The organism is Agromyces sp. PvR057 (assembly GCF_040547485.1).
Taxonomy (GTDB): Bacteria; Actinomycetota; Actinomycetes; order Actinomycetales; family Microbacteriaceae; genus Agromyces.
The window spans coordinates 387,554-401,371 of record NZ_JBEPPT010000002.1 but is presented as its reverse complement, the minus strand read 5'-3'; the positions used below and the strand labels follow the sequence as shown (position 1 = coordinate 401,371).

Below are 13,818 nucleotides of genomic sequence, written 5' to 3'. Positions count from 1 at the left end.
TCGGTCGGGCTAGAGCTCGACGACCGTCATGCCCGAGCCGGCGGCGCCGGCGGTGCCCATCGCGGCGAGCGCGTCGGGCACCTCGTCGAGGCCGATGCGCCGGCCGACGAGCTCGATCGGGCGGAAGAACTCCTCGGCGACGGCGCCGAGCATCGACGGGTACTCGTGCGCGGCCATGCCGTGGCTGCCGAGGATCTCGAGCTCGCCGGCGATCACGGCGTCCATGGGCATCGCGGCGAGCGCACTGGTGCCGACCATGAGGCCGATCTGCACATGGCGGCCGCGCTTCTTCAGGCTCTGCACCGAGGCGAACGCCGTCTCGCTGCTGCCGAACGCGTCGACCGAGACGTCGACGCCGCCGCCGGATGCCGCGAGGATCCGTTCTGCGGCCCCCTCGCCGCCGCGCACGGGAACGGCGCCGAGCTTCTCGGCGGCCTCGAGTGCGGCATCCGACACGTCGACGCCGTAGACCGTGACGCCCGCGGCGACGGCGATCATGATGGCCGAGAGGCCGACCCCGCCGCATCCGTGCACCGCGATCTTCTCGCCGGGGGCGAGCCTGCTGCGCGAGACGATCGCGCGGTAGGCGGTCGCGAACCGGCAGCCGAGCGAGGCCGCCTCGACGAAGCCGAGCCCGTCGGGCAGGCGGATCAGGTTGAGCTCGGCCTCGTCGACGACGACGTACTCGGCGAACGAGCCCCACCTGGTGAAGCCGGGCTGGGATTGCGCGTCGCAGACCTGCTCGTTGCCCGAGCGGCATTCGGCGCAGCGACCGCACGCGCAGATGAAGGGCGCCGTGACGCGGTCGCCGACGGCCCAGCCGGAGGACGGATCGATCTCGGAGCCGAGCTCGGCGATCTCGCCGGCGAACTCGTGGCCCGGCACGTGCGGCAGCGCGATGGTCTCGTCGTGGCCCATCCAGCCGTGCCAGTCGCTGCGGCAGACGCCGGTGGCCCGCACCCGGATCACCGCGCCGCGCGGGGGGCAGTCGGGTTCGGGCACGTCGGTGAGCTCTGGTCGCTCGCCGAATCCGGTGAAGAGCACGGCACGCACGGGGTCCTCCGTTGGGTCGACGGATGTCGCGGCTCGAGGGGCGCGTCGGGTCGGCGGGGCGTTTGGGGGCACGCGTCCGCCACGCGGGATCACCGGCGACAGGATGCGAGCCTACCGGCCCGAGCGGCCCCGCGGCGTCGCTCCGCGGGCCCCGCGGCTGCTCCGCCGCTCGCGCCGCACGCACCGAGAGGACGGGCTCCGAGGGTGGGACCCGATCGCGACCGCCGGATCGCGTCCTCCCGGCGGATTCGGATGCGGCACTGCGGCGCCTGCGAGATTGTGGAACAATCTTCGCATGCCATTCGTCGTCGCCGTGCTCCTCGCGTCCGTGTGCTTCGGCACCACGGGCGCCGCGCAGGCGCTCGGGCCCGACGCCGACCCCCTCTCGATCGGCGCGGCGCGCATCCTCATCGGCGGCGGGGCGCTCGCCCTCGTCGCGTCCGTGACGGCCATCGTGCGGCGGCGACGTCGGCGAGCGGATGCCGCGGCGCAGGCCTCGACGACCGCGCCCTCGTCGCGGCATCCGCTCGCCGTCGCCCTGGTCGTCGCCATCGGTGCCGCCGGCGTGCTCGCCTACCAGCCGGCGTTCTTCGCCGGCACGGCGGCCAACGGCGTGGCCGTCGGCACCGTCGTCGCCCTGGGGTCGGCGCCCGTGCTCACCGGCGCGCTCGACTGGGCGCTGCGCCGTCGCTTCCCCGGCCGGCGCTGGCTGCTGGCGACCGCGATCGCGACGGTCGGCGTCACCGTGCTCGCCGCGGCGTCCGACCCCTCGCACGCTGCGGCGAACCCGCTCGGACTGCTCGCCTCGGTCACGGCGGGGGCCTCGTACGCGGTCTACACGCTCGCCGCGAAATGGCTCCTCGACCAGGGGTTCACGCCGACCGGCAGCATGGGGGCGCTCTTCGGCACCGCCGCGTTCGTCAGCCTGCCGGTGCTCCTGATGACGGATGCCGCGTGGCTCGCCACCGGCCCCGGGCTCGCGATGGCGCTGTGGCTCGGGCTCGTCGCGACGACGCTCGCCTACGTGCTCTTCGGGGTCGGACTCTCGGGTCTCGCGCCCGCGGTGGTCTCGACCCTGACCCTCGCCGAGCCGCTGACCGCGGGGATCCTCGGCGTCGTCGTGCTCGGTGAGACGCTGGCGCCGGGATCGGTGCTCGGACTCGCGATCCTCGCGCTCGGCATCGTCGTGCTCGCCGCCGGCGGGTGTCGGAGGCGGGCCGTAGCGTCGAGCACATGGACATCATCCTCATCCCCGGCTTCTGGCTCGACGCCTCATCGTGGAACGACGTCGTCCCCCTCATCGAGGAGCAGGGGCACCGAACCCACCCGGTGACCCTGCCGGGGCTCGACTCGGTCGACGCCGATCGCTCGGGCATCGGCCTGCGCGAGCACATCGACGCCGTCGTGCGGTTCGTCGACACCTTCGACGAGCCGGTGGTGCTCGTCGGGCACTCGGGCGGCGGGCCGATCGCGCACGGCGTCGCCGATCGGCGCCCAGACCGCATCGCCAGGGTGGTCTACGTCGACGCGGGCCCCCTCGCCGACGGGCAGGCCATCAACGACGCCCTGCCCGTGGTCGACGGCGAGATCCCGCTGCCCGCGTGGGATGAATTCGACGACGCCGACCTCGTCGACCTCGACGACGCCCTGCGCACGATGTTCCGCGCGCGCGCCGTGCCGCAGCCCGCCGGCGTGGCCTCCGACCCGATCGCCCTCGTCGACGAGCGCCGCTTCGACGTGCCTGTCACGATCATCGCGTCGGAGTTCCCGAGCGCCGCCCTTCGCGAGTACCTCGCCGCCGACGCGCCGTTCACGCGCGAGCTCGCGCGGGTGCGCGACGTCGACTACCTCGACGTGCCCACCGGCCACTGGCCCCAGTTCACGAAGCCCGTGCAGTTGGGGCAGGCGATCGCCTCGGCGATCCACTGAGCCTCCCGGTCGGTGCGCCCGGCGTGATCGGGCCGCCCGGCCGCGAGTACCAGTGGTCCACGCCCCGGGTGCAGGTGCAGGCCAGTTCGACGGTCTCCTGGAGACCTGCTGCCTGGAAGAGTTCGCGGTGCGGCACGGTAGGGGTGCTCGGGTGATGCATCAGGATGTCCCGTCGCTCACGGCACGCCCGCTGCGTGCCCTCATCTGAGAGACGCGCGAGCGTCGCGATCATGACGCGGATGCGGCGAGGAATCCGCCGTCGATATCGGCGACGCCCTGTCCAGCGGCGAGAACCTCGGAGCCGGGAACCTCGGAGCCGCGAAGCCTCAGAGCCGCGCGCCGTCGATGGCGAACGTGTCGCAGGCGGCGGCGCCCTGCTCGTACCCGGTCGTGAACCAGCGCTGGCGCTGCTCGCTCGTGCCGTGCGTGAACGTGTGCGGCGTGACCTGCCCCTGCGCGGCCTGCTGGATGCGGTCGTCGCCCACGGCGGATGCCGCGCTCAGCGCGTCGGCGACCTCGGCCGCGGTCGGCGGCAGCAGGAACGAGACGCCCTGGTCGTCGGTCGTGTTCGCCGCGTTCGCGACCCACGCGCCCGCGAAGCAGTCGGCCTGCAGTTCGGTGCGCACGCTGTTCGACGTCGGCCCCGTCTGGCCGTCCTGCGCGGCCTCGAGGGTGCCGGCCAGGTTCTGCACGTGATGACCCCATTCGTGCGCTACGACGTACATCTGGGCCAGGGGGCCGCCGCTCGATCCGAAGCGGTTCTCGAGCTCGTCGAAGAACGTGACGTCGACGTAGATCGTCTGGTCGGGCGGGCAGTAGAACGGGCCTGTCGCGCTCGTCGCCGAGCCGCAGCCCGTGCTCGTCGCCTGGTCGAACAGCACGAAGCCCTGCGGGGCGGTGTACGCGAGCCCCAGTTCCTGCGGCGCGGCCTGCTCCCAGTACGCCTCGAGCGACGCCGAGGCGCCCTTCATGCGGCAGTCGACGCGCTCGTTCGCCTGCTGGCCGGTCTGGCACTCCTCGATGCTCGAATCGGGAGCCGCCTCCTGGCCGCCTCCGCCGAGGAGACCGGTGAGGTCCACGCCCAGCAGCTGCGAGACGATGACGAGCGCGATCACGCCGAGACCGCCGCCGACGGCGATGCCGGTGTTGCGTCCTCGCTTGGAGGCCTTCCCGCCGCGGATGTCGGCGTTCGGGTTGAAGGTCATGATCCGAAGCTACTCCACGCGACGCCCGACGTCGTCGCCGTCGCCGTCGCCGGACTCGTCAGCGTCGGCGTCGCCCGCATCGTCTGCCGCCGGATCCTCCAGGTCGTCCGCCGCCTCGGTGGCGGCCCCGGTCGCCGCCCCGAACACGTCCTCGTCGACGTCGTCGATGAGGTCGTCGTCGATGAGCTCGTCGTCCGAGAGCTCGCCCGAGTACCGCTCCTCGGCGAACCGATCGGTCGCGTCGATGAGCGCATCGAGGATCCCGGGCTCGTCGAACGCGTGCCCGGCGTCGCCGATGATGCGCAGCTCGGCCTCCGGCAGTGCGCGATGCAGGTCCCACGCGGTCATCACGGGGGTGCACACGTCGTAGCGGCCCTGCACGATCACCGTCGGGATCTCGGCGAGCCGATGCGCGTCGCGGATGAGCTGCCCGTCGTCCCACCATCCGCCATGCCGGAAGTAGTGGTTCTCGATGCGCGCGAACGCGGTCGCGTACTCGGGCGAGGTGAACTTCGCGATCGTCTCGACCTGCGGCAGGAGCGTGATCGTCGTGGCCTCCCACCGCGACCACGCGATCGCGGCCGACTGGTGCACCTCGGGATTCGGGTCGGCGAGCAGGCGGCCGTACGCCTCGATCAGGTGCGTGCGCTCGAGCACCGGGATCGGCGCGAGGAAGTCCTCCCACAGGTCGGGGAAGATCGCCGAGGCGCCGCCCTCGTAGAACCAGTCGAGCTCCTGCCGACGCAGGGTGAAGACGCCGCGGAGCACGAGTTCGGTGACGCGTTCGGGGTGGGTCTCCGCGTAGGCGAGGGCGAGGGCGCTCCCCCATGAGCCGCCGAACACCTGCCACCGGTCGACGCCGAGGTGCACGCGCAGCCGTTCGATGTCGGCGACGAGATGCCAGGTGGTGTTCGCCGAGAGGTCGGCGTCGGGCTCGCTCGCATGCGGGATGGAGAGGCCGCAGCCCCGCTGGTCGAAGAGCACGATGCGGTACCGCTCCGGATCGAACAGGCGACGATGCGCAGGGCTCGTGCCGCCCCCGGGCCCGCCGTGCAGGAAGACGACGGGCTTGCCCTCGAGGTTGCCCGAGATCTCCCAGTAGATGTGCTGTCCGTCCCCCACGTCGAGCATGCCCGTCTCGAGCGGCTCGATCTCCGGATACAGGTCTCTCATGACCACACGGTAGCGATGCCGCCACCACCCCGCCGGATGCCGCGCCGCAGCCGGGGGCGCCGCACCGGCGCGAACCGGGGGCACGACGCGTAGGCTCGACCCATGAGCGCGAAACCGGTCACCATCACGATCACGGGGGCGGGCGGCCAGATCGGCTACGCGCTGCTGTTCCGCATCGCGTCGGGTGCGATCCTCGGCCCCGACGTCCCGGTGCGGTTGAACCTGCTCGAGATCCCCCAGGGCGTGCGCGCAGCCGAGGGAGCCGCCCTCGAACTGCAGGACGCCGCCTTCCCCCTGCTCCGCCAGGTCGACGTGTACGACGACGCGACCCAGGCGTTCGCCGGGTCGAGCCTCGCACTGCTGGTGGGTGCTCGTCCGCGCACGGCCGGCATGGAGCGCGGCGACCTGCTCGCCGCCAACGGCGGCATCTTCGGTCCACAGGGCGAGGCGATCAACGCCGGTGCCGCCGACGACATCCGCGTCGTCGTGGTCGGCAACCCGGCCAACACCAACGCGCTCATCGCGGCCTCGCATGCTCCGGATGTCCCGGCCGAGCGCTTCACGGCCCTCACCCGCCTCGACCACAACCGCGCGCTCGGGCAGCTCGCCGCGACCCTCGGCGCCAACGTCGGCAGCCTGCGCGACGTCACGATCTGGGGCAACCACTCGGCGACCCAGTTCCCGGATGTCTCCCACGCGACGATCGACGGCGAGTCGGTGCCCGCGCTGCTCGCCGCCCGCCTCGGCGGCACCGACACCGCGCGGGAGTGGCTCGTCGACACGTTCATCCCGCGCGTCGCCAAGCGCGGAGCCGAGATCATCGAGGTGCGCGGATCCTCGTCCGTCGCCTCGGCGGCGAGCGCCGCGATCGACCACATGCGCGACTGGGTGCACGGCACCGACGGCGGGTGGACGAGCGCGGCCGTCGTCTCCGACGGATCGTACGGCGTGCCGGAGGGGCTGGTCTCGTCGTTCCCGGTCGAATCGGTCGACGGCGCGTGGCGCATCGTGCAGGGGCTCGAGGTCGACGCGTTCGCCCGGCACCGCATCGATGCCTCCGTCGCCGAGCTCGTCGAGGAGCGCGAGGCGGTTCGCGCGCTCGGCCTCATCTGAGCCGAGCCACGGCCAGCGCGGGCCGACCGGCCGGTCTGACCCCGGCTTCGGCCGACGTAGGCTTGACGCATGGCCAAGCCGATCACGCCCGCACGCCGCAAGCAGCTCATCGTCGGACTCGTCATGGGCGTCATCGTCGGCCTCGTGATCAGCTTCATCACGGGCTTCTGGCTGTGGCTCGCCGCCGGCGTGGTCATGGGCCTCGCGACCGGCGCCATCATGAAGCCGCCGACCGAATAGCGAACGGCCGGAGACCCGAAGGCCCCCGGCCGCGCGAACCGCGAGGCGGCGGTTACTTCTTCTTGCTCTTCTCCGGAACCGGCAGCGTGCCGTCGGCGCGCTTGGCCGCGTAGTACGCACGGGCTTCGTCCTGACGCTCCTGCTCGGCGCCCGACGCGATCTTCGCCCGCAGGTGCTCGGGGCCGTAGCCGAACGCGTCGACCAGGTCCTGGGCGTGCGGACGCAGGCGCTCGATCAGGCGATCGATGTACGCCGTGACCGACTGCGCGCGCTTCGGCGAGAGCCGGCCGTTGATGAGGTACCAGGCGGCGTGCTGCTCGATGAGGCCGAGCCCGAACAGGTCGCGCACCCACGTGAGCACCTGCTTGGTGCCCGGGTCGGTGACCTTCGCGAGGCCGCGCGTGAAGGCCTCCCACTGCAGCAGCTCGGCGTGCGCGCGGGCGGCCTCGATGAGCTCGTTCTGGTTGCGGTTGAAGAGCGCAGCCCCCTCGACCTTCGAGAGCTTGCGGGCCTCGCGCAGCCGGCCGGCGATGTCGGCGATCATCGTCTCGACGCGGTCGGTCAGCATCGAGCGCTGCGTGTCGGCGTCGCGGAGCTCCGCGACCGAGCGCGCGGTCGAACCGAGGTCGGCGATGTTCTGCCCGAGGCGTCGCAGGCCCGTGCCGTGGTACGCGCGCTCCGCCGTCTGCGAGACGACGTAGCGGGCCATGGCCCCGACATCCGCCTTCGCGAACTGCTTCGAGTAGTCGGTGAGCAGGCGCTTGGCGACGAGCTGGAGCAGCACGTTGTTGTCGCCCTCGAACGTGACGTACACGTCGAGGTCCTGGCGGAGGCCCACGAGACGGTTCTCGGCGAGGAAGCCGGACCCGCCGCAGGCCTCACGGGCCTCCTGCAGCGTCTCGAGCGCGTGCCACGTCGAGAGCGGCTTGAGCGACGCGGCGATCGTCTCGAGGTCCTGGCGGTCGTCGTCGGTGTCGGCCTTGCCCGAGAACACGGCATCGAACTTCACGAGGAACTCGTCGTGGGCGAAGAACTGCGCGTACGTCGTCGCGAGCTTCGGCAGCAGGCGGCGCTGGTGGCGCTGGTAGTCGAGCAGCACCTCTTCATCGGTCTCGCTGGCGGCGTTGAACTGACGGCGCTGGTTGCCGTAGGTCACCGCGATCGCGAGGGCTGCAGCGGATGCCGCGGTCGCAGCGCCGTCGAGCGAGACGCGACCCTGCACGAGCGTGCCGAGCATCGTGAAGAACCGGCGACCAGGGCTCGAGATGGGGCTCGAGTAGGTGCCGTCCTCGGCGACCGAACCGTAGCGGTTCAGGAGGTTCTCGCGCGGGACGCGCACGTTCGTGAAGTGCAGGCGGCCGTTGTCGATGCCGTTCAGTCCGCCCTTCAGGCCGTCGTCCTCGCCGCCGATGCCCTTGAGGAACCCGCCCTTGGCATTGCGCAGCGGCACGTAGAACGCGTGCACGCCGTGGTTGACGCCCTTCGTGATGAGCTGGGCGAACACGACCGCCGCCGTGCCGTGCACCGCGGCATTGCCCAGGTAGTCCTTCCACGCACCGCGGAACGGGGTGTCGATGACGAACTGCTGCTTCTTCTCGTCGTACGTCGCGGTCGTGCCGATGGCCGCGACATCCGACCCGTGGCCGGTCTCGGTCATCGCGAACGCACCCGGAACCTTCAGCGACATGATGTCGGGCAGGTACGTCTCGTGGTGGTACTCGGTTCCGAGGTGCAGCACCGCCGCACCGAACAATCCCCACTGCACGCCCGCCTTGATCTGGAGGCTGGGGTCGGCGAGCACGAGCTCTTCGAAACCGGCGATGTTGCCGCCGTGGTCTTCGTGTCCGCCGACGGACTTCGGGAAGGCACGATGCACGGCGCCCTGGTCGGCGAGGATCTTCAACTGCCCGAGCACGCGCTCGCGGTGCTCGTCCATCGTCTGGCCCTCGATGCGCTGCAAGTCGGGCTGACCGGCGCGGGTGCGCGCCTCGAGGCGGGCTTCGCCCCAGGTGCCGAGCAGCTGGCGGCCGAGCGATGCCACGTCGACGCGCGGGCCGGCCGGGCGGGCGCCGGAGGCGGGCGCGGGAAGCGGGGCCGCGGGCGTGTCGCGCGCGGGGGTCGCGGGCACGGTCGCGGCGGTCGTCGCGTCGTCGGTCTTCGCGTCGCGGGTCTTCGCGTCGTTCTTCGTGGTGCGGGATGCCGTGTCAACCATCGTCGGTTACGTCCTTCATATGCGCGGATCAGCTCATTCCACGGTATGACCGGCTCGCGCGCCGCCAAAGCACTGCAGACGACGCCGACAAAGGCGCGCGGAGACGGCTCGGTGCGGCCTGTGACAAAGCTACAAATCGGATGCCGCGGCCCTATGCGATGCGCACAAGCGAGCGCCTCGCACCGGCGTGGGCCATGACGGCACGGGTCGCGCCTCGGCGGTCGCGAGGGCGGCCGCCACGCGGCATCCGCTCATCGCGCTCAACCGTTGAAGAAGGCGTTCGCCTTCCTGGACCAGAGGAGGATCAGCCCGATGAACGTGACGAGGATGCTCAGCCACTCGCCGACCGGGTTGCCGAGGGCGGCGACCGCGACGAACAGCGACGAGATGAGCGAGAGCACCATCACCACCGTGACGATGAGGCGTGCCGCCGTGTTGCCGCCGAGCAGGCCGCCCGCGACGATCACCGTGATCAGGCCGAGGATGATCGAGACGATCGCCGACACGTAGACCGCGCCCGCGCCGCCCCACTGCGGATCGACCGCGATCGCGCTCGCCCGGAAGAATCCGATCGTGCCGACGACGAGGTCGATCGCACCCGAGATCCACGCGATGATCGCGACGATGGTGACGCCCGCTGGACGACCGGTGTGCTGTGCCATGGTGGATCCCCCTCCGCCCGGCCGACCGGCGCCGACCGACTCCACCGTGATCGTAGCGAGCCGGAGCCCCCGAGCGGCGGATGCGGGGGACGCGTCACCCCGCGTCACCCGCCGAGTCGGATCGCGACGATCCCCGACACCGCGCAGACGGTGGCCGTGAGCCGCCACCGGCTGAACGGCTCGCGGAAGACGAAGTAGCCGATGGCCCCGGCGGCGAGCACCCCCGTCTCGCGCAGGGCGGAGACGATCGCGAGCGGCGCCAGCGACTGGGCCCACACGACGATCGTGTAGGCGGCGAGCGAGAGGATGCCGCCGAGCACGCCCATCGGCGCGTGCTCGCGCATGCCGCGGAGCAATCCGGCCCGGTCGCGGGAGAGCACGAGGCAGACGAGCGGGATCGTGACGCCCTGCATGAGGAACAGCCACGACGCGTAGCCGAACGGCTCGCCCGAGAGGCGAACGCCGATGCCGTCGAGCACCGAGTACGCGGTGATCGTGACGCCGACGGCGACCGCCATCAGGGTTCCCGCCGGGCCGCCGCGACCCTTCGGCGACCACGACAGCGCGAACAGCGCGATCGCGACGACGGCGACCCCGGCGATCTGGGCCGGGGCCATCCGTTCGCCGAGGAACATCGTCGCGATCAGCGTGATGCCGAGCACGGCGATGCCCCGCGTCAGCGGGTAGGTGCGACCGAACTCCGACTTCGCGTACGCCGCCGTCAGCAGCACGAGGTAGAGCGTCTGCACGGCGGCGGAGACGAGCAGGTACGGCCAGACCTCCCGCGGCGGGAACGGGAGCACGAGGCATCCGATCGCCCCCGCCACGAGGTAGACCGTCCCGATCAGCGCGGACGAGACGAGCCGGGCGGGGATCGCCTTCGCGATGGCGTTCCAGGTGCCGTGCAGCAGCGCGGCGCCGAGCACGGCGAGGAGGACGCCTGCGCTCACGCGGCACGCACGGCGCGCAGCAGCACCGCCTGCTCCGGACGGAGGGCGGGCATCACGACGCCGACCGAGGCGAGCGCCGCCCCGCTCAGCTCGAGCCGGCCGGCCTCCCACCACGGAGCGGGGTCGGCCCCGTGCGGCACCCCGCCGACGAGCAGGGGCTCGACGCGGTAGCGCGCGTCCGCGTCGAGGCCGGGCAGGCGGATGCGCCCGGGGCTCGCGACCGCGGCGCGCGCGAGCGACACGAACGCGTAGAGACCAGCCGAGCCGTCGGCCGCGACGACGCCGTTCACCGAGATCGAGTCGTCGGGGTGGTCGAGTCGCACGAGCTCGCCGCCGTGGAGCAGTTCGCGGTGCTCCTTGTGCAGCCGGATCCACGCCTCGAGCTCGCCGAGTTCGGCGGCGCTCGCCTGCCGCAGGTCCCATTCGACGCCGAGGTGGCCGAACAGCGCGGTGATGGCTCGGAACGAGAGCGCGTGGAGCCGGTTCGTCGTGTGCGAGGCGCCCGACGCGATGTGGGCCCCCATGAGCTCGGGCGGGACGAGCTGCGTCGTCCACCGGTTCGTCTGCTGCCGATCGATCGGGTCGTTGTTGTCGGAGACCCAGATGCGCTCGGTGCGCTCGAGGACGCCGAGGTCGACCCGGCCGCCGCCCGACGAGCACGACTCGATCTCGAGGCCGGGATGCCGTGCCTTGATCTCGTCGACGAGCCGGTAGAACGCGAGCGTCTGCTCGTGCACCCCTGCGACGCCGGACGGCGACGTGCCGGCATCCACGAGGTCGCGGTTGTGATCCCACTTGAGGTAGGCGATGTCGTACTCGGCGAGGATCGCGCACATCGCGTCGCGCACGTGGGCGTACGCCTCGGGGATGCCGAGGTTCAGCACCTGCTGGTTGCGCGACTCCACCGGGAGCCGGCCGCCCGTCGCCATGATCCACTCGGGATGCGACCGCGCGAGGTCGGAGTCCATGTTCACCATCTCGGGCTCGAACCAGAGGCCGAACTGCATGCCGAGGTCGCGCACGCGATCGACGAGCGGATGCAGCCCGTTCGGCCAGACGTCGGCCGACACGGTCCAGTCGCCGAGGCCCGCACGATCGTTCCGACGCGCGCCGAACCATCCGTCGTCGAGCACGAAGCGTTCGATGCCGATCGCCGCCGCCCGCTCGGCGAGGTCGACGAGCGTGCCCTCGTCGTGGTCGAAGTACACCGCCTCCCACACGTTGAGCGTGACCGGCCTCGGTGAGCGCGGATGCTGCGGACGGGCCCTGAGGTGGCGATGCATCCGCCGCGCCGCATCGTCGAGTCCGGCACCGTAGATGCCGTAGACCCACGGACTCTCGTAGTGCTCGCCCCGGGCGAGGCGCACCTCGCCCGGCAGCAGGAGCTCGCCGCCGCCGAGCAGCTGCTCACCGCTCAGCACCCGCTCGACCTGGTGCACGTGGTTGCCCGACCACGCGGTGTGGACGCCCCAGACCTCGCCGTGGGCGAAGCCGAAGCCCGGCGTGCCCACCGAGAGGATCGTCGCCGCGTCGAGTCCGGTGCGACCGCGGCGGCCCTCGCGCCGGTGCGTGCCGACCGTCAGCGCGCGACGTTGCGGCGCGCGCTCCCCCGCCCAGCGTCCGGCGAAGTCGAGCACCTCGCTCGCGATGGCGGGCGTCGGCAGGCAGAGCATGAGGTCGTCGAGCTGGTACGCCTCGGCGCCGAAGTTGCGCAGGTCGGCTCGGGTGCGCACGATGCCGGCCTCGCTGAGCTCGACCGTGAGGGTGAGCGACAGCCGGGCGTCCTCGTCGGCCGCGGTCACGACGAGGGTTCCGGCGCCGTGATCCACCACGGTGCGAGCGGATGCCCCGGCCAGCGGGACGCCGTCGAGCGTCACGGTGCTCACGCGCCAGAGGGGCGACCACGCGGTGCCGGCCCTCGACCCGCTGACGCCGGGACGACCCATCCAGCCACGGGCGTGCTCCGGGAGGATCGAGACCCGAACCGGCACGTCGACCTCGCTCGCGCCCACCGGGAGCACGCCGGTCTCGCGCAGCGCGCGATAGGCCGAGGCGTCGAGTGCACCCGTGTCGGCACCCCAGTGCACGACCGAGGGCAGCCCGCGCTCGCCGAGGTCGAGCACGAGGGCGACGCCGCCCGCGCGCAGCACCAGGCCGAAGTCTGCGATGAGTGTCATGTCAATTCCTCTCGAGGGACCCTCGCGATAGTGTTTACGTCACCATGTCGCCCGAATCGAACACTACGTCTGGACCCGTGCCGCATTCCAGAGCGCGTGCATCGATCACCGACGTCGCCATGCACGCCGGAGTCTCCGCACAGACCGTCTCGCGCGTCGCGAACGGCCAGAACAACGTGCGTCCCACGACCCGCGACAAGGTGCTCGCCTCGATGCAGGCGCTCGGCTACCGCCCGAACAGCGCGGCGCGCAACCTCAAGTCCGGACGGTTCCGGAGCATCGGGTTCGTCACGTTCAACCTCGCGACGCTCGGCAACGAGCGCACGCTCAACGCGGTCGCCGAGGCATCCGAGGCCGCCGGTTACACGACGACCCTGCTGCCGGTCTTCGACCCGACGCAGCTCGACGTCGCCGGCGCGTTCAGCCGACTCGAGGAGCAGGCCGTCGACGGCATCATCCTCGTGATGTCCGCGGAGGTCGGCCCGCTCGACGATCGGAAGTTCACGGCGGGGCTGCCGCTCGTCATCGTCGACTCCGACGCCAAGCTGCCGTACACGATCGTCGACACCGACCAGGAGCAGGGCGCGCGGCTCGCACTGCAGCACCTGTTCGACCTCGGCCACCGCGACATCGCGCACGTCTCCGGGCCCGAGAGCTCGTTCTCGTCGCGACGACGCGCCGTCACGTACGTGCAGACGATGGCCGACGCGAACCTCCCCGCGCGCCCCGTGCTCGTCGGCGACTGGAGTGCCGCGTCCGGCCTCGCCCTCGGGCGCGAACTCCTCGCGAGCGGCCCCCCGCCGACCGCGGTCTTCGCGGGCAACGACCAGATGGCCCTCGGCGTCATGCACGCGATCAAGGAACGCGGATGGAGCGTGCCGGGGGACATCAGCGTGGTCGGGTTCGACGACTCCGAGGAGGCGCTGGTCTACTGGCCGTCGCTCACGACGATCCACCAGAACTTCGACCGGGTCGGCAAGAGCGCCACGTCCCTGCTGCTCTCGCTCATCGACGGCGAGCCCGACACCCGGCAGAAGGTCCTCGTCGAGACGCGGCTCGTCGTCCGCGACAGCACCGGACCCGCACGACGCGACTGACGTCGCC

Annotated in this window: 11 protein-coding genes and 1 pseudogene; 5 read left to right on the top strand and 7 right to left on the bottom strand. The window is 71.8% G+C overall.

Annotated features, from left to right (window positions below):
* Positions 1-9 precede the first annotated feature (9 nt).
* The gene (locus ABIC29_RS11025) at positions 10-1,053 is read right to left on the bottom strand and encodes a zinc-dependent alcohol dehydrogenase family protein (protein ID WP_354245325.1); all 1,044 of its coding nucleotides are present in this window, start codon (positions 1,051-1,053) and stop codon (positions 10-12) included.
* Between the two features lie 295 nt (positions 1,054-1,348).
* Here ABIC29_RS11025 and ABIC29_RS11020 point away from each other — a divergent pair, with 295 nt between their 5' ends.
* Together ABIC29_RS11020 and ABIC29_RS11015 are read left to right on the top strand one after the other, a co-directional pair.
* Positions 1,349-2,386, top strand: coding sequence for an EamA family transporter (locus ABIC29_RS11020; RefSeq protein WP_116083977.1), 1,038 nt, complete (start codon positions 1,349-1,351; stop codon positions 2,384-2,386).
* Complete coding sequence (locus ABIC29_RS11015; protein ID WP_354245322.1) at positions 2,287-2,982, top strand: alpha/beta fold hydrolase; 696 nt, start codon at positions 2,287-2,289, stop codon at positions 2,980-2,982. The genes ABIC29_RS11020 and ABIC29_RS11015 overlap by 100 nt, the downstream gene beginning before the upstream one ends.
* 326 nt (positions 2,983-3,308) lie before the next feature.
* On the opposite strand, the gene ypfJ is transcribed toward ABIC29_RS11015, so the two are convergent.
* Together ypfJ and pip are read right to left on the bottom strand one after the other, a co-directional pair.
* Complete coding sequence (ypfJ, locus tag ABIC29_RS11010; protein ID WP_354245319.1) at positions 3,309-4,187, bottom strand: KPN_02809 family neutral zinc metallopeptidase; 879 nt, start codon at positions 4,185-4,187, stop codon at positions 3,309-3,311.
* Between the two features lie 219 nt (positions 4,188-4,406).
* Positions 4,407-5,360, bottom strand: a pseudogene (pip, locus tag ABIC29_RS11005) (prolyl aminopeptidase); the annotation flags it as partial.
* A gap of 102 nt (positions 5,361-5,462) precedes the next feature.
* Here pip and ABIC29_RS11000 point away from each other — a divergent pair.
* Both ABIC29_RS11000 and ABIC29_RS10995 read left to right on the top strand, forming a co-directional pair.
* On the top strand, positions 5,463-6,473 hold the full coding sequence (locus ABIC29_RS11000) for a malate dehydrogenase (RefSeq protein ID WP_354245316.1): 1,011 nt from the start codon (positions 5,463-5,465) through the stop codon (positions 6,471-6,473).
* Between the two features lie 69 nt (positions 6,474-6,542).
* Positions 6,543-6,713, top strand: coding sequence for an HPP family protein (locus tag ABIC29_RS10995; protein ID WP_116083987.1), 171 nt, complete (start codon positions 6,543-6,545; stop codon positions 6,711-6,713).
* Between the two features lie 52 nt (positions 6,714-6,765).
* Here the strand turns inward: ABIC29_RS10995 and ABIC29_RS10990 are convergent, their stop codons facing one another.
* The 4 genes from ABIC29_RS10990 to ABIC29_RS10975 form a co-directional block, all read right to left on the bottom strand.
* Positions 6,766-8,925, bottom strand: coding sequence for an acyl-CoA dehydrogenase family protein (locus ABIC29_RS10990; protein WP_116083990.1), 2,160 nt, complete (start codon positions 8,923-8,925; stop codon positions 6,766-6,768).
* A gap of 260 nt (positions 8,926-9,185) precedes the next feature.
* The gene (locus tag ABIC29_RS10985; protein ID WP_354245311.1) at positions 9,186-9,587 is read right to left on the bottom strand and encodes a hypothetical protein; all 402 of its coding nucleotides are present in this window, start codon (positions 9,585-9,587) and stop codon (positions 9,186-9,188) included.
* 104 nt (positions 9,588-9,691) lie between these two features.
* Positions 9,692-10,537 (bottom strand): EamA family transporter, encoded by an 846-nt coding sequence (locus tag ABIC29_RS10980; RefSeq protein ID WP_354245308.1) that lies wholly within the window; start codon positions 10,535-10,537, stop codon positions 9,692-9,694.
* Positions 10,534-12,714 carry an alpha-galactosidase gene (locus tag ABIC29_RS10975; RefSeq protein WP_354245305.1) on the bottom strand — a complete coding sequence of 727 codons (2,181 nt, stop codon included), beginning with the start codon at positions 12,712-12,714 and terminating at the stop codon, positions 10,534-10,536. Before ABIC29_RS10975 ends, ABIC29_RS10980 begins: the two co-directional genes overlap by 4 nt.
* 44 nt (positions 12,715-12,758) lie before the next feature.
* Between ABIC29_RS10975 and ABIC29_RS10970 the strand changes: the two genes are divergently transcribed.
* Positions 12,759-13,811, top strand: a complete 1,053-nt coding sequence (locus ABIC29_RS10970; RefSeq protein WP_354245302.1) for a LacI family DNA-binding transcriptional regulator — start codon at positions 12,759-12,761, stop codon at positions 13,809-13,811.
* Positions 13,812-13,818: the final 7 nt, after the last annotated feature.

Excerpts from the sequence above, each read along its gene's own strand:
- ypfJ (WP_354245319.1), bottom strand. The coding sequence starts at position 4,187 with ATGACCTTCAACCCGAACGCCGACATCCGCGGCGGGAAGGCCTCCAAG.
- ABIC29_RS10985 (WP_354245311.1), bottom strand. The coding sequence starts at position 9,587 with ATGGCACAGCACACCGGTCGTCCAGCGGGCGTCACCATCGTCGCGATC.
- ABIC29_RS10995 (WP_116083987.1), top strand. The coding sequence starts at position 6,543 with ATGGCCAAGCCGATCACGCCCGCACGCCGCAAGCAGCTCATCGTCGGA.
- ABIC29_RS11000 (WP_354245316.1), top strand. The coding sequence starts at position 5,463 with ATGAGCGCGAAACCGGTCACCATCACGATCACGGGGGCGGGCGGCCAG.
- ABIC29_RS10975 (WP_354245305.1), bottom strand. The coding sequence starts at position 12,714 with ATGACACTCATCGCAGACTTCGGCCTGGTGCTGCGCGCGGGCGGCGTC.
- ABIC29_RS10970 (WP_354245302.1), top strand. The coding sequence starts at position 12,759 with ATGTCGCCCGAATCGAACACTACGTCTGGACCCGTGCCGCATTCCAGA.
- ABIC29_RS11020 (WP_116083977.1), top strand. The coding sequence starts at position 1,349 with ATGCCATTCGTCGTCGCCGTGCTCCTCGCGTCCGTGTGCTTCGGCACC.
- ABIC29_RS10990 (WP_116083990.1), bottom strand. The coding sequence starts at position 8,925 with ATGGTTGACACGGCATCCCGCACCACGAAGAACGACGCGAAGACCCGC.
- ABIC29_RS11015 (WP_354245322.1), top strand. The coding sequence starts at position 2,287 with ATGGACATCATCCTCATCCCCGGCTTCTGGCTCGACGCCTCATCGTGG.